Annotated in this window: 16 protein-coding genes; 8 read left to right on the top strand and 8 right to left on the bottom strand. The window is 64.4% G+C overall.

Features of this window, described 5'->3' with window-relative positions:
• Positions 1–1,599 (top strand): alpha-amylase family glycosyl hydrolase, encoded by a 1,599-nt coding sequence (locus ACVWW6_RS05735; RefSeq protein WP_456680324.1) that lies wholly within the window; start codon positions 1–3, stop codon positions 1,597–1,599.
• 186 nt (positions 1,600–1,785) lie between these two features.
• On the opposite strand, the gene ACVWW6_RS05730 is transcribed toward ACVWW6_RS05735, so the two are convergent.
• Positions 1,786–3,483: an alpha-amylase family protein gene (locus ACVWW6_RS05730; protein ID WP_456680323.1), complete on the bottom strand. Its 1,698-nt coding sequence runs from the start codon at positions 3,481–3,483 to the stop codon at positions 1,786–1,788.
• Between the two features lie 152 nt (positions 3,484–3,635).
• Between ACVWW6_RS05730 and ACVWW6_RS05725 the strand changes: the two genes are divergently transcribed.
• Positions 3,636–4,127, top strand: a complete 492-nt coding sequence (locus ACVWW6_RS05725) for an MmcB family DNA repair protein (protein ID WP_456680322.1) — start codon at positions 3,636–3,638, stop codon at positions 4,125–4,127.
• 114 nt (positions 4,128–4,241) lie between these two features.
• Here ACVWW6_RS05725 and ACVWW6_RS05720 read toward each other — a convergent pair whose 3' ends face one another.
• Both ACVWW6_RS05720 and ACVWW6_RS05715 read right to left on the bottom strand, forming a co-directional pair.
• Positions 4,242–4,796: an ActR/PrrA/RegA family redox response regulator transcription factor gene (locus ACVWW6_RS05720; protein ID WP_008141807.1), complete on the bottom strand. Its 555-nt coding sequence runs from the start codon at positions 4,794–4,796 to the stop codon at positions 4,242–4,244.
• 102 nt (positions 4,797–4,898) lie between these two features.
• Positions 4,899–6,221: an ActS/PrrB/RegB family redox-sensitive histidine kinase gene (locus ACVWW6_RS05715; protein ID WP_011083727.1), complete on the bottom strand. Its 1,323-nt coding sequence runs from the start codon at positions 6,219–6,221 to the stop codon at positions 4,899–4,901.
• A 106-nt stretch (positions 6,222–6,327) separates the two neighbouring features.
• Here ACVWW6_RS05715 and ACVWW6_RS05710 point away from each other — a divergent pair, with 106 nt between their 5' ends.
• The 4 genes from ACVWW6_RS05710 (at position 6,328) to ACVWW6_RS05695 (ending at position 10,680) form a co-directional block, all read left to right on the top strand.
• Complete coding sequence (locus tag ACVWW6_RS05710; RefSeq protein ID WP_060909491.1) at positions 6,328–7,131, top strand: ABC transporter ATP-binding protein; 804 nt, start codon at positions 6,328–6,330, stop codon at positions 7,129–7,131.
• A 118-nt stretch (positions 7,132–7,249) separates the two neighbouring features.
• Complete coding sequence (locus ACVWW6_RS05705; protein WP_456680321.1) at positions 7,250–8,068, top strand: ABC transporter permease; 819 nt, start codon at positions 7,250–7,252, stop codon at positions 8,066–8,068.
• Positions 8,069–8,190: 122 nt separating this feature from the next.
• Positions 8,191–9,519: a polyhydroxyalkanoate depolymerase gene (locus tag ACVWW6_RS05700; RefSeq protein WP_028172598.1), complete on the top strand. Its 1,329-nt coding sequence runs from the start codon at positions 8,191–8,193 to the stop codon at positions 9,517–9,519.
• Positions 9,520–9,840: 321 nt separating this feature from the next.
• A complete protein-coding gene (locus ACVWW6_RS05695; protein ID WP_011083731.1) occupies positions 9,841–10,680 on the top strand; it encodes a M48 family metallopeptidase in 840 nt (279 codons plus the stop codon).
• Between the two features lie 294 nt (positions 10,681–10,974).
• Here the strand turns inward: ACVWW6_RS05695 and ACVWW6_RS05690 are convergent, their stop codons facing one another.
• On the bottom strand, positions 10,975–13,188 hold the full coding sequence (locus ACVWW6_RS05690; RefSeq protein WP_456680320.1) for a transglycosylase domain-containing protein: 2,214 nt from the start codon (positions 13,186–13,188) through the stop codon (positions 10,975–10,977).
• A gap of 180 nt (positions 13,189–13,368) precedes the next feature.
• Between ACVWW6_RS05690 and ACVWW6_RS05685 the strand changes: the two genes are divergently transcribed.
• Positions 13,369–13,794 (top strand): DUF1330 domain-containing protein, encoded by a 426-nt coding sequence (locus ACVWW6_RS05685; RefSeq protein ID WP_011083733.1) that lies wholly within the window; start codon positions 13,369–13,371, stop codon positions 13,792–13,794.
• 162 nt (positions 13,795–13,956) lie between these two features.
• Here ACVWW6_RS05685 and ACVWW6_RS05680 read toward each other — a convergent pair whose 3' ends face one another.
• The 3 genes from ACVWW6_RS05680 to ACVWW6_RS05670 form a co-directional block, all read right to left on the bottom strand.
• Positions 13,957–15,183 carry an ABC transporter substrate-binding protein gene (locus ACVWW6_RS05680; RefSeq protein ID WP_028172601.1) on the bottom strand — a complete coding sequence of 409 codons (1,227 nt, stop codon included), beginning with the start codon at positions 15,181–15,183 and terminating at the stop codon, positions 13,957–13,959.
• 177 nt (positions 15,184–15,360) lie between these two features.
• Positions 15,361–16,587 carry an ABC transporter substrate-binding protein gene (locus tag ACVWW6_RS05675; protein WP_456680319.1) on the bottom strand — a complete coding sequence of 409 codons (1,227 nt, stop codon included), beginning with the start codon at positions 16,585–16,587 and terminating at the stop codon, positions 15,361–15,363.
• A 190-nt stretch (positions 16,588–16,777) separates the two neighbouring features.
• Positions 16,778–17,134: a DUF1304 domain-containing protein gene (locus ACVWW6_RS05670; RefSeq protein WP_211434386.1), complete on the bottom strand. Its 357-nt coding sequence runs from the start codon at positions 17,132–17,134 to the stop codon at positions 16,778–16,780.
• Between the two features lie 98 nt (positions 17,135–17,232).
• Here ACVWW6_RS05670 and ACVWW6_RS05665 point away from each other — a divergent pair, with 98 nt between their 5' ends.
• Positions 17,233–17,763, top strand: coding sequence for a methylated-DNA--[protein]-cysteine S-methyltransferase (locus ACVWW6_RS05665; protein WP_028172604.1), 531 nt, complete (start codon positions 17,233–17,235; stop codon positions 17,761–17,763).
• A gap of 146 nt (positions 17,764–17,909) precedes the next feature.
• Here ACVWW6_RS05665 and ACVWW6_RS05660 read toward each other — a convergent pair whose 3' ends face one another.
• Positions 17,910–20,699 (bottom strand): [protein-PII] uridylyltransferase, encoded by a 2,790-nt coding sequence (locus ACVWW6_RS05660; RefSeq protein WP_038965190.1) that lies wholly within the window; start codon positions 20,697–20,699, stop codon positions 17,910–17,912.
• Positions 20,700–20,803 lie beyond the last annotated feature (104 nt).

Here is a 20,803-nt window from a genome sequence, read left to right as displayed (position 1 = left end):
ATGGCACAGGGCGAGGTGAATTGGTGGCGCGACGGCATCTTCTACCAGGTCTATCCGCGCTCGTTTCAGGACAGCGACGGTGACGGCGTCGGCGATCTCGCCGGCATCTTGCTGCGGCTGCCTTATGTGAAGTCGCTCGGCGTCGACGCGATCTGGCTGTCGCCGATCTTCCCTTCGCCGATGGCCGATTTCGGCTACGACATTTCCGACCATACCGGCATCGATCCGCTGTTCGGCACGATGGCGGATTTCGACGCGCTGCTCACGGCCGCGCATGAGCATGGCCTCAAGCTGATCCTCGACCTCGTGCCCAACCACACCTCGGACCAGCATCCCTGGTTTGTCGAGAGCCGGTCCTCGCGCGACAATCCCAAGCGCGACTGGTACGTCTGGCGCGATCCGGCGCCCGATGGCGGCGTGCCGAACAACTGGCTGTCCGAGTTCGGCGGCAGCGCGTGGCAGTTCGACGAGACGACGGGTCAATATTACTATCACGCCTTCCTCGCCCAGCAGCCGGACCTCAACTGGCGCAACCCGGACGTCCGCGCGGCGATCTACGACGCGATGCGGTTCTGGCTGGACAAGGGCGTCGACGGCTTTCGCGTCGACGTGATCTGGCACCTGATCAAGGACGCCGAATTCCGCGACAATCCGCCCAATCCTCACTACGTCGAGGGCCGTCCGCCGAACGAGAAGATCCTGACGCAATATTCCACCGACCAGGCCGAGGTGCACGACGTCATCGCCGAGATGCGCCGCGTCACCGATGCCTATCGCGCCCGCGTGCTGATCGGCGAGATCTATCTGCCGCTGCACCGGCTGATGGCCTATTACGGCAACGACCTCACCGGCGCGCAGATGCCGTTCAACTTCGCGCTGCTCTCGACGTTCTGGAGCGCGCGCTCGATCGAGACGATCATCGACGACTACGAGAAGGCGCTGCCGAAAGGCGCCTGGCCGAACTGGGTGCTTGGCAATCACGACCGCCCGCGCGTCGCCAGCCGCGTCGGGCCCGAGCAGGCCCGCGTCGCCGCCATGCTGCTGCTGACGCTGCGCGGCACGCCGACGCTCTATTATGGCGACGAGATCGGCATGCATCAGCTCGCGATCGCGCCCGAGGATGTGCGCGATCCCTTCGAGAAAAACGTGCCCGGCATCGGCGTCGGCCGTGACGGTTGCCGCACGCCGATGCAGTGGGATTCCTCGAGCTTCGCCGGCTTCTCGAACGTGAGGCCGTGGCTGCCGCTGCCTGAGGATCATATCCACGAAAATGTCGTCAATCTCGAAGCCGACACGCGCTCGATCCTCAGCCTGTACAGGCGGCTCATCGTGCTGCGAAAGAGCAGCCCGCCCCTGGTGGCCGGCAACTATCATCCGATCGCGGCGCAGGGCGATCTCCTGATCTACCGCCGCGAGGCCGAGGGCAGGGCGGTGATCGTGGCCCTCAATCTCGGCCCCGACCCGATCGCCGTCACCACCAGCGCGATCCGCTTCGGCAGCGAGATCCTGCTGTCGACGTTCCTGGATCGTGAGGGTGAGAGGCTGGAAGGCGTGTTGGATTTGCGCGGGAATGAAGGGGTGATCGTGCAGCCGCCCTAAAAAGTAGGGCGAGGCGACAGCGTCATTCTCCAACGTCGTCCTGGACAAGCGAAGCGCAGATCCAGGACCCATTACCACAGGACGCAGTGTGGCGGAGGCTGGTGGTTATCAGCTCGCGCGCCAACGACCTCTTGGGGTAATGGGTCCTGGCTTTCGCCAGGACGACGGCGGAGTGTGTGGATGCACCTACCCCGGATGCTTGTTACCCGCAGTATCCCCGTCGATATCACTCCGCTTCAGTAAATAATCCAACCCGCCGACCCGATACCAGCGATAGCCATACGGCTCCAGGACGACGCGGTGCTGGCCGCGCTTGTCGGCGTGGCTGTGGTCTTCCGCGAGCAGATTGATCAGGTGCGCGCCGGCATCATCAGGCAGCCCCGTCGAGAACGCGATCTCGCGTGGCTTCTCATCGAGATTGTGCACGAACAGCACCGAATTGTTGCGCCAGTCATAGCGCATGATGAAGACGGCCGGATCACGCGTCGCAATGATCGCGAAATCGCCCCAGCCGATCTCCGGCACCTCCTTGCGCATGCGGACGATGCGTTCTGTCCAGTTCAGCATGGAATTGGCATCGCGCCGCTGCTTGGCGACGTTGACGTGCGGAAAGCCATAAGGGCCCTTGTCGATGACGGGACAGGCCGGCTTGTCGTTCTTGGTGAAGCCGCCATGCGGCTCGGTCGACCATTGCATAGGCGTGCGCGCGCAATTGCGCTCCGGCAATGAGAGATCGTCGCCCATCCCGATCTCGTCGCCATAGCGGATCACGGGCGTTCCCGGCAGTGTGCACATCAGGCTGTAGGCAAGCTCGAGCCGTCTGCGGTCGCCGCCGAGCATCGGCGCGAGGCGGCGGCGAATGCCGCGGTCGTAGAGCTGCATGTCCTTGTCGGGGCCGAAGCTCTTGAACACGGTGTCGCGCTGCGCCGGGGTCAAGCGCCCGAGATCGAGCTCGTCGTGATTGCGCAGGAACAGGCCCCATTGCGCCGAGGCCGGCCGCGGCTTGGTCGCCTTCAGCGCCTTTGACAGCGGTCGCGAGTCGGCCGACGCCAGCGCATAGAACAGATGCTGGTTGACGTGGAAGTTGAACATCATGTGCATGCGGTCGGCATCGCGGCCGAAATATTCCATGTCGGTTTCCGGCAGCACATTGGCTTCGGCGAGGATGATGGCGTCACCCTGGCGCCATTGCAGGAATTCGCGGAACGCGCGCAGCATGTCGTATTGCTCGACCGGCTTCTTCACCTTGGCGCCCTTGGTCGCGATCACGAAGGGCACGGCGTCCATGCGGAATCCGGAGACGCCGAGCTGGATCCAGAAGCCCATGATCTTCAAAATCTCGGCCTGCACGTGCGGGTTCGAGGTGTTGAGGTCGGGCTGGAAATCGTAGAAGCGATGAAAATACCAGGCGCCGGCGTCCTTGTCGCGCGTCCAGGTCGATTTCTGCACGCCGGGAAACACCATGCCCTTGTTGGCATTGGCGGGCTTCGTGTCGGACCAGACGTACCAGTCGCGATAGGGCGAGTTCTTGTCGCGCCGCGCTTCCTTGAACCAGCGATGCTGGTCCGAGGTGTGGTTGACGACGAGGTCGATGATGATGCGGATGCCGCGCTGCTTGCAGCCATGGGCGAACTCGACGAAGTCGCCGAGCGTGCCGTAGCGGGCATCGACGCTGTAATAGTCGGCGATGTCGTAGCCGTCGTCGCGGCCGGGCGAGGTCTGGAACGGCATCAGCCAGATCGTGGTGATGCCGAGGCCGTGCAGATAGTCGAGCCGCCGCAGCAGGCCCTTGAAGTCGCCGACGCCGTCGCCGTCGGCATCCATATAGGTGCCGACGGACAGGCAGTAGATCACGCCGTTCTTGTACCAGAGATCGTCGATCATGCGCGAGCGGCCTCACAGGTCCCGCCGGGGTGCGGCGGCTGCGTGATAAGTGCGAGGGCAGGGGGAGGTTCCTGCGCCACCGTCGTCCCGGGCTCGCGCCAGGTGGCGCGCCCCGGAATGACGGGTGGAATGGAATCGGCTATCCTCACCCCATGGACAGCAGCGCCCGCAACATCGCCCTCGTGCCGCCGCCGGACCGCCGCCAATCCGAGACGGCGCTGGCGATCGCGCGCGGCACGGCGCGGCTGCTGCGCTCGCTCGGATTTTCCTGCATCAGCGAACTGCCGCTGCCGTCGGGCCGGCGCGCCGATCTGGTGGCGCTGAACGAGCGCGGCGAGATCTGGATCGTCGAGATCAAGTCGTCGGTCGACGATCTGCGCGCAGATCAGAAATGGCACGAATACCGCGCCCATTGCGACCGGCTGTTCTTCGCCTTCACGCAGGACCTGCCGTGCGAGATCTTTCCGCAAGACACCGGCCTCATCATCGCCGACGCCTATGGCGCGCATCTGCATTGCGAGGCGCCCGAGCACAAGATCGCGGCCGCCACGCGCAAGCAGATGACGGTGCGTTTTGCGATGGCGGCGGCTTTGCGGATCAACCGGCTGGTCGATCCGCAGGGGCACGCGGATTTCTGGGAATGAGTCCGTAGGATGGGTAGAGCGAAGCGAAACCCATCACTTTCGGTCAGGTAAGCAAGGCGGTCAGATAAGCAGGGAAGGTGGGTTTCGCTTCGCTCTACCCACCCTACGAAACCGTTACCGCGGCGCGCGCTTGGCCAAAATGCGCTGCAACGTCCGGCGGTGCATGTTGAGCCGCCGCGCCGTTTCCGAGACGTTGCGGTTGCACATCTCGTAGATGCGCTGGATGTGTTCCCAGCGGACGCGGTCGGCGGACATCGGGTTGGTCGGCAGCTCGGATTTCTCTGCGCTGGTCGACAGCAGCGCGGCGACGACGTCGTCGGCATCGGCCGGCTTGGAGAGATAATCGATCGCGCCCATCTTCACCGCGGTCACCGCGGTGGCGATGTTGCCATAGCCGGTCAGCACGATCGCGCGTGCATCCGGGCGCTTCTTCTTCAGCGCCGAGACCACGTCGAGGCCGTTGCCGTCCCCGAGGCGCAAATCAACCACGGCGAATGCCGGCGCCGCCTTGCCGATCTGCGCGAGACCGTCCGAGACGGTGTCGCACGATGTCACCGCAAAGCCGCGCGTCTCCATCGCGCGCGACAAGCGCTCCAGAAACGGCTTGTCGTCCTCCACGATGAGAAGCGAGCGGTCGGTCTGTTCGTTCAGTTCGGCGATGGCGTTCAAGGTTTCGTCCTCTCTCTGCACATCCACATATGGCGTCGCAAACGGGCGGCGCCAAGGCCGCCAATAGTCGATCAGGCGGTCTGTGCGACGCAAGGTCGCGGCCTATCCTATTGTTTCTTCAAGCGTCTCGATAGCCTCAAAACGCTGTCGCGGCCACGTTATCTGGACCACCGCGCCGTGTTCCGGAAAGATCCGGTTGGTAAACGAGACCTTGGCGCCGGTGCGTTCGAGCAGGGTGCGCGCGATGAACACGCCAAGCCCGAGGCCGCGCCGTTCGCCGCCGGCGTCATCCGGGGTGCGCCGCCGCGACAGATAGGGCTCGCCGATCCGGTTAAGGATATCGGGCGGAATGCCGGGGCCGTCGTCGGAGATCAGGAGCTCGATCGTGTCCTTGTTCCACCACGCGTTCACCTCGACGGTGGTGTGGGCGAAATCGACTGCGTTCTCGACGATGTTGCCGACGCCGTAGAGGATCGCCGGGTTACGCGAGCCGACCGGCTCGGCGAAGGCGGCCACCGCGATCCGCACCTTGATGTCGACGCCGAAATCGCGGTGCGGGGCCACCACCTCCTCGATCAGCTCCGACAGCTTCATGCGGTCGAACGGCGCTCCGGTGGAGGAGAGCTGGGTGATCTTGCTGAGGATGTCGCGGCAACGCTGGGTCTGCTCGCGCAGGGTTTTCAAATCGGCGGCAAAGATCGGGTCCTTCACCGTCTTTTCCAGCTCGCGCGAGATCAGGAAGATCGTCGCGAGCGGCGTGCCGAGCTCGTGCGCGGCCGCGGCGGCGAGGCCGTCGAGCTGGGTCAGATGCTGCTCGCGCGTCAGCACCAGTTCGGTCGCGGCGAGCGCATCCGCAAGCTTGCGCGCCTCCTCGGTGACCTGGAACGAGTAAAGGCTGGTGACGCCGATCGCGAGCACGATCGAGAGCCAGACGCCGACGAGATAGATCGGCGGCAGCACCAGCGGATCGTCGGAATCCCAGGGCAGCGGCAGGTGGAAGAAGAACAGGACCGAGGCGCAGGCGACCGCCAGCACGCCAAGCCCGAAGGTGAAGCGGGCCGGCAGCGCGGTTGCCGAGATCAGCACCGGTGCGAGGAACAGGAACGAGAACGGGTTCTGGAGCCCGCCGGTGAAGAACAACAGGCCGGCCAGCTCCACGATGTTCAGCGCAAGCAGTCCGGCCGCCTGCATCGGCTCCAGCCGCTGCAGCGGATTGGACACGGTCTGGAGCGCCAGATTGAGCGAGGCCGACAGGGCGATGATGCTGACGCAGGGGACGATCTCGACGTTGAACTCCAGCCCCTGCGCCACGATGAAGATCGCGGCGAGCTGGCCGAGCACCGCGAGCCAGCGCAGCCGCAGGATGGTGTCCAGGCGGATATGCCGCTGCGCGGGGCGAAAGTCGGAAGCGGCAATTTCGGTCATGTCGGCCAATGTGGCGGTGCCTTCTGGTCACGAACGCGCGGCTGGTGGAACCACCCGGATTACAAGCCTTGCGCTGTCAGCTGCAATAGCAGAAGAACGGCTCAGCATGACCGGGAACGACAAAGCTTCAAGTCCGCCGACTGTCGCGGAGCGCAGCTCCTCTGCGGCAATTGCGGTCGATCACCTCGTTAAGGTCTACAAGCAGACCCGCGCCGTCGACGATATCTCCTTTTCGCTGCCGCGCGGCAGCATCACCGGGCTCCTGGGCGGCAACGGCGCCGGCAAGACCACGACCATCGCGATGATCATGGGCCTGGTGCTGCCGACCTCCGGCCGCGTGCAGGTGCTCGGGCATAAGATGCCCGAGGAGAGCGCTTCCGTGCTGGGGCGGATGAATTTCGAAAGCCCCTATGTCGACATGCCGATGCGGCTCACGGTGCGGCAGAACCTCACCATCTTCGGCAAGCTCTATGCGGTGAAGAATCTCGCGGGCCGCATCGCCAGGCTCGCCGACGATCTCGACCTCACCGAATTCATCGACCGTGCCAACGGCAAGCTCTCCGCCGGCCAGAAGACCCGCGTCGCGCTGGCGAAAGCGCTGATCAACCAGCCCGAGCTGCTGCTCCTGGACGAGCCGACCGCCTCGCTCGACCCTGACACCGCCGATTGGGTGCGAGGCCATCTGGAGCGCTATCGCAAGGAGAACAACGCCACCATCCTCTTGGCCTCGCACAACATGCTCGAGGTCGAGCGTCTGTGCGACCGCGTCATCATCATGAAGCGCGGCCGCATCGAGGATGACGACACGCCGGAGGCCATCATGGCCCGCTACAACCGCACCACGCTGGAGGAGGTGTTCCTGGACGTCGCGCGCGGCCGGGTGAACGGCGAGAAGGAGGCGGCGCGATGAGGGAGTCCCGATTTTTCGGTCCTAGCCCGGATGGATCCCGTCATCCCGGGGCGCATCATAGCTCGCGCTCTGCGCGCCCCGGAATGACGAAGCTTCATCCGGGCTGCACGGTGCCGCGATGACTGACATCACCCTCCATCGCGGCATCTCCATGCAGCGCATCGGCGCGATGATCCTGCGCTACTGGTACCTGTTGATGTCGTCCTGGCCGCGGCTGCTCGAGCTGCTCTACTGGCCTGCGCTCCAAGTCATCACCTGGGGCTTCCTGCAGCTCTACATCGCGCAAAACGCCAATTTCTTCGCGCGCGCCGGCGGCACGCTGATCGGCGCCGTCATCCTCTGGGACATCCTGTTCCGCGGCCAGCTCGGCTTCTCCATCTCCTTCCTGGAGGAGATGTGGGCGCGCAACCTCGGCAACCTCATGATGAGCCCCCTGAAGCCGATCGAATTTCTGCTGTCGCTGATGATCATGAGCCTGATCCGGCTCGCGATCGGCGTGATCCCGATGACGCTGCTCGCGCTGTTTTTGTTTCACTTCAACGTCTACGCCCTCGGCCTGCCGCTGATCGCGTTCTTCTGCAATCTGATCTTCACCAGCTGGTCGGTCGGCATCTTCGTGTCAGGGCTCGTGCTGCGAAACGGTCTCGGCGCCGAGAGCATCGTCTGGACCCTGATGTTCGCGATCATGCCGCTCGCCTGCATCTACTATCCGGTCAGCGTGCTGCCGGTCTGGCTGCAAGCTGTCGCCTGGACGCTGCCGCCGACCTACGTTTTCGAGGGGATGCGGGCGCTCTTGATCGAGAACACCTTCCGGATCGACCTGATGCTGGAGGCGCTGGCCATCAATTTAGGGCTGCTGATTGCATCTTTTGGGGCATTCCTTGCCCTTTTGCGCAGCGCCAGGAAGAACGGCTCGCTGCTGTCCGCCGGCGAATAGTTTCACTTTCCCGTGGATTCAGGCTGATTTAACCGTCTTTGCCACGTAGATGTACGGGGACGGTGCATTGACGCAATATTACGCATTCGGCAGTATGCTGCGATGCGAAGAGGGATATAGCGATGCCTATTGGTGAGTTTGGCGGCGCGCCGCCCCTGGCTGCAGAAGGCAGTCCGGTCCTGACGACGCCGATGTACTGGATGTACGAGATGGCCCACGCCTCTCTCAATCCGGCACGTGCGGTCACCGACGCGACCAAGTTCCTGTTTCAGAATCCCCTCAATCCCTGGGCGCGCACCGAGGTCGGCAAGTCGGTCGCCGCGGCCTGCGAATTGTTCGAGCGCACCACGCGCCGCTACGGCAAGCCGGAATGGGGCCTCAACGACACCGAGGTCAACGGCATCCGCGTCCCCGTCGAGATCCGTTCTGTCTGGGAAAAGCCGTTCTGCCGGCTGCTCTACTTCGATCGCAAGTTCACCCGTCCGCTGCGCAGCCCGCAGCCGCGCGTGCTGATCGTGGCCCCGATGTCCGGCCACTATGCGACGCTGCTGCGCGGCACGGTCGAGGCGTTGCTGCCCGCGCATGATGTCTACATCACCGACTGGGCCGATGCCCGCATGGTGCCCCTCAGCGACGGCCGCTTCGATCTCGACGACTACATCGACTACATCATCGAGATGTTGCACGTCCTCGGCGGCAACACCCATGTCATGGCGGTGTGCCAGCCCTCGGTGCCCGTCGTCGCCGCCGTTTCGATCATGGAAGCGCAGCGCGATCCGTTCGTGCCGACCTCGATGACCCTGATGGGCGGCCCGATCGACACCCGCCGCAATCCGACCGCGGTGAACAACCTCGCCCAGGAGCGCGGCATCGACTGGTTCCGCAACCACGTCATCACCAAGGTGCCGTTCCCGCATCCGGGCATGATGCGCGACGTCTATCCGGGATTTTTGCAGCTCAACGGCTTCATCAGCATGAATCTCGACCGGCACATGGATGCCCACAAGCAGCTTTTCGCCCATCTGGTGAAGGGCGACGGCGATCTCGTCGACAAGCATCGTGAGTTCTATGACGAATATCTCGCGGTGATGGACCTCTCCGCCGAGTATTACCTGCAGACCGTCGACACCGTGTTCGTGAAGCACGCGCTGCCGAAGGGCGAGATGACCCATCGTGGAACCCGCGTCGATCCCTCCAAGGTCAAGCGTGTGGCGTTGATGACGGTCGAAGGCGAGAACGACGACATCTCCGGTCTCGGTCAGACCGAAGCAACGCACACATTGTGCCGCTCGATCCCCGATCATCGCCGCGTTCATTACGTCCAGAAGGGCGTCGGCCATTACGGCGTGTTCAACGGCTCGCGTTTCAAGTCGGAAATCGTGCCGAGGATTCACGACTTCATGGTCTCCGCTGCGAATCCGAGCTCGTTGCAGGCTCTCGCGGCCGAATAGAGCGTTTTCGAGCGAAGCGGGACCGGTTCGCGCAAAGAAAACGCGTCAGAAGTGGAATCGAGAGCCATCTCCGTTCGATCACATCGGAGCGGGCATCGCTCTCGACGCGTTTTTCGGCTTTCCCGTCGAAAATTCGGGTGCTGCCGGAGGTTCCGGCAGGGCTTGGTTCCCTCCAGATTCGCGGTATTTAGGTAGCTTTATAGGAGTGAGTCAGCCCTCACCCCTTGGGGGTGTCGCATGCGTCCGGAGGGGGCGAAAAAAGCGGGTTCCAACCCCAGTCTGTAGGGTCTCCCGGACGCCAGACCCCTGTATATTGGGCAAATGATTTGTTTTTGCGCCGAGCGCTTTCCCTGGCGGCGGTTATGGCAGAATCCGGGCGAACTCCTGCTCCCCGGACTGACAGACATGGCCACTCGCGCTCTCCTCTATCGGCGGCCCCACGAGCCAAAGACCCTCGTCATCACCCATGGATCGCAGTTTTTTGCGATTCGGCTGCGTCGGCACAGGCGTGCGCGCCGCTACACGCTCAGAATTCATCCGAGCGATCGCGAAGCCATCCTCACCATGCCGCCGCGCGGCACGCTCGCCGAAGCAAAAGACTTCGCGCAGCGTCACGGTGCATGGATTGCGGCACGTCTCGGGCGTTTGCCGAAGGCCGCGCCGTTCCAGCCTGGCACAGTGATACCGCTTCGCGGTGTTCCCCATCGCATCGTTCATCGCGCCGGTGCGCGCGGCACGGTGTGGACCGAAGTGCGCGACAGCGGTGAACGCATTCTCTGCGTCGCCGGCGGCGTCGAGCATGCTGACCGCCGCGTCCATGACTTCCTCAAGCGCGAGGCGCGCCACGATCTTCAGCGTTCGGCCGAAGCCTATGCCGCCGAGCTCGGTGTCAGGGTCAAGCGGCTGTCGATCCGCGACCAGTCCAGCCGCTGGGGCTCCTGCACCTCGGCCGGCTCGCTGTCGTTCTCCTGGCGCCTGATCCTCGCGCCGCCCTTCGTGCTCGACTATCTCGCCGCCCACGAGGTCGCCCATCTCGTCGAGATGAACCACTCGGCGCGGTTCTGGCGCGTGTGCGGCAAGGTCTGCCCCTCGATGGAGCGCGCCAAGAAGTGGCTCGACACGTGCGGGAACGACCTGCACCGGTACGGGGTCGAGGATTAGCGTCGGCTGCTAACCAAATTGGAGCTGTCATCGCCCGCGAAAGCGGGCGATCTAGTATTCCGAGGCGGTTGTTATTGAATCGAGAGGCCGCAGCGTACTGGATTGCCCGCTTTCGCGGGCAATGACGGCGGAGAGTGGGGCGACGTCAGCGCCTTGCGCCACGGCTTTTGATTTGCCCGACGTATCAATGACCTCGCACAATCCACCGCGCATCGCGCCACCAATCACCGGCTACTGTGCATGGGGTTGTTTTCGCAGTTTCTGTTTTGAGGTCGTTACGGCCTCAAGCAAGGCCTACCGATTTCCACCAAACAACCGGTCCATCAGCCAGCCATCCAGCCCCGCCGCCGCTTCCGGCCGCGCATTGGCGCGCGTCGGTGGCGGGCGATAGCCGCTATTGTTCACAGGCGCCGGTCCGGGCGCGGCCGCCGTCGGCGGCGACACCTGCGATGCCGCCTGCGCGAGGTTCGACAGGCCCCAGCTCGCTTGCGAGTTCGGCAAGTTCGCCACCGGCACGCCCTCGTGCGCGGTGCGCATGAAGCGCGACCAGACTTCGACCGGCAGGCCGCCGCCGGTGGCCTTCTTGGTCGGCGCGTTGTCGTCATTGCCGAGCCAGACGCCGGTGACGAGGCTGGCGGTGTAGCCGATGAACCAGGCGTCACGGTAATCCTGGCTGGTGCCGGTCTTGCCGGCCGCGGGCCAGCCGGGGATCTCCGCCTTCTTGGCGGTGCCTGATATCAGCGTTTCCCGCATCATTGAATTCATCATGCCGACATAGCGCGGGTCGATCACCTGGTTGCGCTCGTCGGGCTGGCGCATGTAGAGCAGCTTGCCACTGAGCGTCCTGATCCGCGTGACGACATGCGGCGTCACCGCGAAGCCGCCATTGGCGAAGGGCGCATAGGCGCCGACCAGCTCGACGACCGAGACTTCGGAGGTGCCGAGCGCGATCGAGGCATTGGGCTCGAGCTTCGAGGAGATGCCGAGCCGGTGCGCGGTGCGCACCACGTTCTTGGGCCCGACCTCAAGGCCGAGGCGGATGGCGACCGTGTTGAGCGACATCGCCAGCGCCTGGGTCAGCGTCACCGCGCCGAAATATTCATGGGTGTAGTTCTCAGGTCTCCAACCCTTCACCTCGATCGGCGCGTCCTGGCGTACGGTGTCGGGCGTCAGGCCCTGCTCGAGCGCGGTGAGGTACACGAACGGCTTGAACGAGGAGCCCGGCTGGCGCTTGGCGGTCACCGCGCGGTTGTACTGGCTCTCGGAATAGTTCCGCCCGCCGACCATGGCGCGCACGGCGCCGTCGGGCGTCATCGCCACCAGCGCGCCCTGGCTGACATTGAACTTCACGCTCTTGGCCGCGAGTTCGTCGATGATGGCGGCTTCCGCCACGCCCTGCAGCTTCGGATCGATCGTGGTCTCGACCTTGATGCTCTCGTCGATCTGGCCGACGAGGTCGTCCAGCACCTCGCCGATCCAGTCGGCGACGTAATTGACCGTGCCGGCGCCGACCGGCTTCACATTGTAGGAGGGATGGCCGATCGAGGCCTGCGCCTGCGCTTCGGTGATGAACCTTGCATCCGCCATCGCCGTGAGCACGATTTGCGCGCGCGCTTCCGCGCCTTCCGGGTTGCGGTTCGGCGCAAGCCGCGAGGGCGACTTGACGAGGCCGGCCAGCATCGCGGCTTCCGCGATGGTCACGTTCTTCGCCGACTTGCCGAAATAGCGCTGCGCGGCGGCCTCGACGCCGTAGGCGCCGGAGCCGAAATAGACGCGGTTGAGATAGAGCTCCAGGATCTCGTCCTTGGAATGCTTGCGCTCCAGCCAGATCGCGAGCTCCGCCTCCTGCAGCTTGCGCTGCATGGTGCGCTCCTGGGTCAGGAACAGGTTCTTCGCGAGCTGCTGCGTCAACGTCGAGCCGCCCTGCGACACGCCGCGATGAAGCACGTTGGTGACGAGGGCGCGCAGGATGCCGACGGGATCGATGCCGAAATGCGAATAGAAGCGGCGGTCCTCGATGGCGATGAAGGCCTTGGGCAGGTATGGCGGCAGATCCTTCAGCGCGACATTGGCGCCGGCCATCTCGCCGCGTTGCGCCAGCATGCTGCCGTCCATGCCGACGATCTGGATCGTCGGCGGACGCTTGGGAATTTCCAGCGACTGGATCGGCGGCAGATGGGCGCCGACATAGATCACGACGCCGACCACGGCGATGGCGCCCCACAGGCCCACCACCGCGCCCCAATAGACCAGGCGGCCAAGGCTGGCGCCGATACGCGACTTCGACCGGCGCTTGGCGCTGCTGCGGCCGGCCGGTGGCTTCCGCTCGCGCGGCGGCTCGTCGCCGGAATCCTCAGCTTTGCGCTTGGCGGACGATTTCGCTGACTTCTTCGGCTTGTCCTCGCCGCCCGGGACGCGGTCGGCCGCGGTCAGGCGCAGGTCGGCGAGCGCCGCGGGCAAGCCGAACAGCGGCTCCTTCCGGCCACCCTTTTTCTTTCCCCACGCCATACGCAAAACGCCCGGTCAGCCCGCCCCGCCGCACGCTAGCGGTCGCTGTTTAAGGCCCGGTTACCCAGAGCTTAACGCGCGATTAGGAGGTGCGGCATTCGCCCGCCGCAGTTCCGCTGATCGGACGGCGAAGCTAGGATCGCCGCCACAAAACAAGAGGGAACACACGAGGGAGTACCTATGGGCCACATCGATCCGACCAAGGAGATTTTCGCGCAGTTCCGGGACAACGATCGCCCGGGCCCGATCCACATGCTCAATCTGGTGCGGCTGCGCAAAGACGCCGTCTACCCGGACGGCCGCAAGGCGAGCGGCGCGGAGGCCTACGCGGCCTATGGCCGCGAGAGCGGCCCGGTGTTCGAACGCCTCGGCGGGCGCATCGTCTGGCAGGGCAGGTTCGAGCTGATGCTGATCGGCCCGCAGGAGGAACGCTGGGACCATTGCTTCATCGCCGAATACCCAAGCGTCGCCGCCTTCGTCGAGATGATCCGCGATCCCGTCTATCGCGAGGCGGTGAAGCACCGCCAGGCCGCCGTGGAGGATTCGCGGCTGATCCGGCACGCGGTGCTGCCGGTGGGGAAGAATTTTGGCGAGGTGCCGACTTGAGAGCCGCGGAGCGACACTCTCTCTGCCGTCACGGCCGGGCTTGACCCAGCCATCCACGCCTTCTTGTTCAGTCATTCCGGGGCGGCTCGAAGAGCCGAACCCGGAATCTCGAGATTCCGGGTTCGATGCTGTCGCATCGCCCCGGAATGACAGCGGAGGAAACTAACCCGCCGGCCCCGCATCCTCCAGGATCGGGCCGAACAACTCCCAGCGCTCGCCGTTGAACTTCATCATCTGAAGCTGCTTGTTGACGCGGTAGTCGGTCGGCGAGGTGTTGGCCTTGATGCCCGGCAGCGCGATGTCGCCGGTCACGTCCTTCAGCGACGCCGCCTGCTTCATGACGTTCTCGCGCGTCAGGTTGTCGCCGCACTGCTGGAGCACATGGGCCAGAAGCTGCGCGGTGCCGTAGCCGTAGGTGTTGAAGTTCGAGTCCTTGTCGCCGTCCGGGTAGTATTTCGCCATGAAGTCGAGATACCGCTTCATGCCGGCATCGTCCTTCCAGGTCGGATCGAGCGGGTCCTTGCCGTAGTTGACGCTGATGACGCCCTTGGCGGCATCGAGCCCTGCCGGCTTCATCACCGCGCCGACCGAGGTCGCGTTGATGTCGACGATCTGCACCGGATGCCAGCCGAGCTCGGCGATCTTCTTGATCGCCTGCGCCGCCTGCTTCGGCGTGGTCGCGCTGAAGAACAAATCGGCGCCGGCATCCTTGATCTTGAGGATCTGCGAATCGACGGTCGGGTCGGACACCTCGTAGGACGCCTCCGTCACGATCATCTTGGCGGCCTTGTCGCCGAGGCCGGCCTTGATGCCGTTCAGATAGTCCTTGCCGAGGTCGTCGTTCTGATAGAGCACGCCGATCTTGGCGTTCGGATGCTCCTTCAGGATGTATTGGCCATAGATGCGGCCTTCGACGAAATAGTTCGGATTGTAGCCCATGGTCCACGGGAAGTTCTTGGGGTCCGTGAACTTCGAGGCGCCGGTGGCCGCGAACAGCTGCGGCACTTTCTTGGAGTTGAGATATTTCTGCACGGCCGCGTTCGACGGCGTGCCGATGATCTGGAAGGTGAGCAGCACCTCGTCGCTCTCGACGAGCTTGCGGACCTGCTCCACCGCTTTCGGCGGCGAATAGGCATCGTCGTATTGAATCAGATTGATCTTGCGGCCGTTGATGCCGCCCTGGTCGTTGATCATCTTGAAGTAAGCGGCCTGGGTCTTGCCGATCGACGCATAGGCCGACGCTGGCCCCGAGAACGGCACGGTCTGGCCGACCTTGATCTCGGTGTCGCTGGCGCCCGGATCATATTTTTTCTGGGCATTGGCCGCAGAGACCGACAGCGCCAGGGTCAGCGCCGTTGCCGTGGCCAGATGCAGCATTCCATTCCTCATTCGAAATTTCCTCAGCTTGTTATTGCCGATGATCTGCCGGACGCACTGTTGCGCGCCCGGCGCCATCGCTGCCGGGGAGTGTGGAGGAGGCGTTGCTGCAACGCAAGGCGGGGATGTGCCCGCAGTTCGTAGGGTGGGCTGCGGTTCGCCAACCCACCCTGTGACGTCTCCGAGTCGCTAGCCCGACGGACCGTTGTCCTCGATGATCGGTCCGAACAGCTCCCAGCGCTCGCCGTTGAACTTCATCATCTGCATCTGCTTGTTGACGCGGTAGTCGTTCGGCCCGGTGTTGATCTTGATGCCGGGCAGCGCGAAGCTCGGGGTGAAGTCCTTGATGTTGGCGACCTGCTTCATGACGTTCTCACGCGTGAGGTCGTCGCCGCATTGCTTCAAGACCTGCACCAGCAGCTCGGCCACCGAATAGGCATAGGTGTTGACGGTGTTGAGCTTGTCGCCTTCCGGGAAGTACTTGTCCATGAAGGCGAAGAAGGCCTTCACGCCCGGATCGTCCTTCCACTGCGGATCGCTGGGTTCCTTGCCATACTGGGTCGAGATGATGCCCTTGGAGATCTCGAGGCCGGCCGGCTTCAGCGTCGCCGAGATCGGGCTCGCATTGATGTCGAGGATGTGCACCGGCGTCCAGCCGAGGTCGGCGAGCTTCTTGATGGCCTGCGCGGCGAATTTCGGCGTCGAGGCATCATAGAACAGGTCGACGCCCATCGACTTCAGCTTGACCACCTGCGAATCCACGGTCGGATCGGTGACCTCGTAGGACACCTCGCCGACGATCATGCCGGCGGCCTTGTCGCCGAGGCCGCTCTTGAGCCCCGCGAGGTAGTCGCGTCCCATGTCGTCGTTCTGGTAGAGCACGCCGATCTTGGCGTTGGGGTGATTGGCCAGAATGTACTTGGCGTAGATGCGCCCCTCGGACACGTAGTTCGGATTGTAGGCGATGGTCCAGGGATAGTTCTGCGGATCGTTGAAACGCGCCGCGCCGGTCGAGGCCAGCAGCTGCGGCACCTTCTTGCCGTTGAGATATTTCTGCACGGCGGCGTTGGCCGCGGTGCCGATGAGCTGGAAGGTGAAGAGCACCTCGTCGCCTTCGACCAGCTTGCGGACCTGCTCGACGGTCTTCGGCGGCGAATAGGCGTCGTCATACTGGATCAGGTTGATCTTGCGGCCGTTGATGCCGCCCTGGTCGTTGATCATCTTGAAGTAGGCGGCCTGGGTCTTGCCAATATTGGCATAGACGGAGTAGGCGCCGGAGAACGGCACGGTCTGGCCGATCTTGATCTCGGTGTCGCTCGCACCGGTGTCATATTTCTTCTGTGCGATGGCTTGGCTGGCGGAGAACGCGAAGGCGAGCGCCGCCGTGGCAGCCATGAAGACTCTGCGATTGCTCATGTTGGGTTGTTCCTCCTGACGGAATTTTCGGCCGATGGTCTTTTCCGTTGGTTGCAACGGTCGCCATCGCTGCCGAAGAGTGTGGAGGAACGTTCGCCGCCGCGCAAGGATCGCGGCACTGCGCCGTAGCGTCTCAGGCCAAGGATCTTAAGGCCAAAGATCCTGGGCCAAGGATCTTAGGCCAGCGGTCCTAGGCCAGGAACAATGCCACCAGCGCGATCGCCGCCGGCAGTGCCTGCACGAGCAGGATGCGCGTGCTGACGGTCGCCGCGCCATAGGCGCCGGCCACGATCACGCAAAGCAGGAAGAACGCCTTGATCTGGAATGCAAAGGCCGGGTTGCCGTGAAGCAGGCCCCAGATCAGGCCGGCGGCAAGGAAGCCGTTATAGAGGCCCTGATTGGCAGCCATCACCTTCGTGATCGCGGCCTTTTCCGGCGTATTGCGAAAGACCTTCAAGCCCTGCGGCTTGTCCCAGAGAAACATCTCCAGGATCAGGAAGTAGGCGTGCAGTGCGGCGACCAGCGCCACCAGGATATTCGCGATCAGACTCAAGTTGAGCTCCCCCAAAGCGTCAGCTTTCGGGTGGACGGTAGCACGCCCGGCATGGCAAGTGCGATCCCATGATTTGAAGTGATGGAGTCGCAATGGCCGCTCGATCAACCAGCCTGCCGGAACGCTTCGGCCTCGATCGTCTGGCGACGCCGATCGGAACCGCCCTGCTCGTCACCGATGCCGAGGGCGCCCTGCGTGCGCTCGACTGGGACGACTACGAGCACCGCATGCGCGAGCTGCTGCGCCTGCACTACGGCGCGGTGGATCTGAGCCAGCGCTCCGCGCCGGCAGCGATCAAGGCCGCGCTGTCGGATTACTTCGCAGGTAACCTCGGAAGGCTATCAGCGATCGCATGGCGCATCGCCGGCACACCGTTCCAGCAAAAGGTCTGGACCGCGCTTGCGCAAATCCCCGCCGGCACCACGATGAGCTACGGCGCGCTGGCCGCAAGGATCGACATGCCCAGGGCCATTCGCGCCGTCGGCCATGCCAACGGCTCCAACCCGATCAGCGTGGTGCTGCCCTGTCACCGCCTGATCGGCGCCGACGGCTCGCTGGTGAAATACGGCGGCGGGCTCGAGCGTAAGCGCTGGCTGCTGCGGCACGAGGGAGTGGAGGTCTAGGTTCTCACTCCCGTGGTCATTCCGGGGCGCGCGTAGCGCGAACCCGGAATCCATTTATCCGCGTCACCAGTGGCTCGATGGATTCCGGGCTCGCCGCTGCGCGGCGCCCCGGAATGACGAGGGGAGAGAGGTGCGCGCGACCGCCGTCACGCCGCGGGCTGAACCGCCTTGTCGCCGGCCATCACGTGGGTCAGCGCGCTCTTGATCGCGGACTGGCGGGTCGGCGCGTTGATCTGCGCGCCGAGCAGGTCGGTGACGTAGAACACGTCGCGCGCGCGCTCGCCAAAGGTCGCGACGTGGGCGGAGGCGATGTTCAGATTGAGCTTCGAGATCGCGGTGGTGAGCTCGTAGAGCAGGCCGGGCCGGTCGAGGCCGGATACCTCGATCACGGTGTAGCGGTCGGACCACTGGTTGTTGATGGTCACTTCAGGCTCGATCACGAAGGGCCGTGCCTTGCTGCGCACCGTGCGCCGCGCCACCACCTCGGGCAGGCGCAGCTTGCCTTCCAGCACGTCCTCGATCATCTCGCCGATACGGGTGGCGCGCCTTCCCTCGTCCTCGTCGCGGTCGTATTCCCGGGAGATCGAGATCGTGTCGAGCGCGCGGCCGTCGGTCGTGGTGTAGATCTGGGCGTCGACGATGTTGGCGCCGGCGGAGGCGCAGGCGCCCGCGATGATCGACAGCAGCCAGGGATGATCGGCCGCGAAGATAGTCAGCTCGGTGACGCCGCGCACCTCGTCGAAGCCGACATTGATCGCGAGCTTGTGGCCGGCCTGCTCGCTGGAGCGGACGAAGCGCGCGTGGCGGATCTTGCGCGGCAGCTCGACCTTGAGCCAGTAGGCCGGGTAGTGCCGGGCGATATAGGCGTCGAGCTCGTCCGCCGGCCATTCGGCGAAGGCGTTGCGGAATTCGGCGTATGCGGCCGTGAGGCGCTTGCCGCGGTCGACTTCCGAGAAGCCGCCGGTCAGCACCGGTTCTGTCTCGTAGTACAGTGAACGCAGCAGCTGCGCCTTCCAGCCGTTCCACACGCCGGGACCGACGCCGCGGATGTCGGCGGTAGTGAGGATCGTCAGCAGCTTCATCTGCTCGACCGACTGCACCACGGCAGCGAAATTCTCGATCGTCTTGCGGTCCGACAGGTCGCGCGACTGCGCGACCGTGGACATGGTCAGATGCTCCTCGATCAGCCAGGCCACGAGCTCGGTGTCGGCCGGGCTGAAGCCGAGCCGCGGGCAGAGCCGCCGCGCCACCTTGGCGCCGGCGATGGAGTGATCCTCCGGCCGGCCCTTGGCGACGTCGTGCAGGAGCGTCGCGATGTAGATCACCGAGCGATGCTCGGGCCGGATCTTGCGCATCAGGTCGCTGGCTACAGCGAATTCCTCGATGCCGCCGCGCTCGATGTCCTGGAGGAAGCCGACGCAGCGGATCAGATGCTCGTCGACGGTGTAGTGATGATACATGTTGAACTGCATCATCGAGACGATCTTGCCGAAGGCCCGGATGAAGTGGCCGAGCACGCCGGTCTCGTTCATCCGACGCAGCACGATCTCCGCGTTGTCGGAGGTGAGGATCTCCATGAACAGCCGATTGGCTTCGGGGTTCTCGCGAAGCTGGGCGTTGATCAGGCCGAGCGAGCGCGTCACGTCGCGCATCGCATCCGGGTGGAAGGCGAGGTTGTGCTTCTGCGCCAGGCGGAAGATGCGGATCAGGTTGACCGGATCGTGCTTGAAGACGTCGGGCGCGGCGACGTTGATGCGGTTGTTGTCGACGATGAAGTCGTCGCTGTCAGGCACGCGCCGCTTCGCGGGGGTCGGGCGCAGCCGCGCCATCATCCGGCTCAGGACCGGCGCGGGCTTGGCCTGCTGGTCCTCGAGCTTGGCGCAGAGGATGGCGGTGAGGTTGCCGACTTCCTTGGCGACCAGGAAGTAGTGCTTCATGAACCGCTCGACGTCCTGCATGCCGGGATGCGAGGTGTAGCCGAGCCGGACCGCGATCTCGCGCTGGAGATCGAAGGACAGGCGCTCTTCGGCGCGGCCGGAGTAGAAGTGCAGGTTGCAGCGCACCGACCACAGGAAATCGGCGCAGCGGCGGAACGTGCGGTATTCCTGCGCGTCGAACACGCCGCGCTCGACCAGCTCGTCGGTGTCGCGGACGCGGTAGACGTATTTGGCGATCCAGAACAGCGTGTGCAGGTCGCGCAAGGCGCCCTTGCCGTCCTTGACGTTGGGTTCGACCAGGTAGCGCGACTGGCCGCCGCGCCGGTGCCGCTCCTCGCGCTCGGCGAGTTTTGCGGTGACGAATTCGGACGCGGTGCCCTGCACCACTTCCTTGTCGAAGCGCTCGACCAGCTCGTCATAGAGCGGCTGGTCGCCGGTCAGGAAGCGCGTCTCCAGGATTGCGGTGCGGATCGTCATGTCGCCGCGCGCCTGCCGGATCGACTCGTCGACCGAGCGCGTGGCGTGTCCGACCTTCAGCCCCATGTCCCAGAGGCAATAGAGGATCGCCTCGGCGACCTGCTCGCCCCAGGCGGTCTGCTTGTAGGGCAGGATGAAGAGCAGATCGATGTCCGATTCCGGCGCCATCAGGCCGCGGCCATAGCCGCCGGTCGCGACCACCGCCATGCGCTCGGCGCCGCTCGGGATCGGCGAGCGGTAGAGATGGCGGGTTGCCGCCGAATAGAGGATGCGGATGATCTCGTCCTGCACATGGCACAGCCGCTCGGCGCAGCGCCGGCCGTGGCGGTCCTTCAGCAGGATCGCCTGTGCGGCGGCGCGCGCCGCGATCAGCTCGGCCTTGAGCAATTGCGCCATGGCCGTGCGGAACGCGTCCTCGCGTCCCTGGTGCTTTTCGGCAAGCGCATCGACCGCGGCGGTGATCCGCGCGGTGTCGAAGCGATCGTCCACCTCTTGCTTGTGCTCTGTCGTGACGCTGTCCATGTCACACCGGATATAAGAGGTGACAGGCGCTGTCACCCGCCATTCGCTGGCAATAGTCGTTCCATGCTTGAAAAGCCCGGCATCGGGCAAAGTTGTTCTCGGGC

Source organism: Bradyrhizobium sp. USDA 3311 (assembly GCF_054062495.1).
This window is presented reverse-complemented; position numbering and strand designations above follow the sequence as displayed.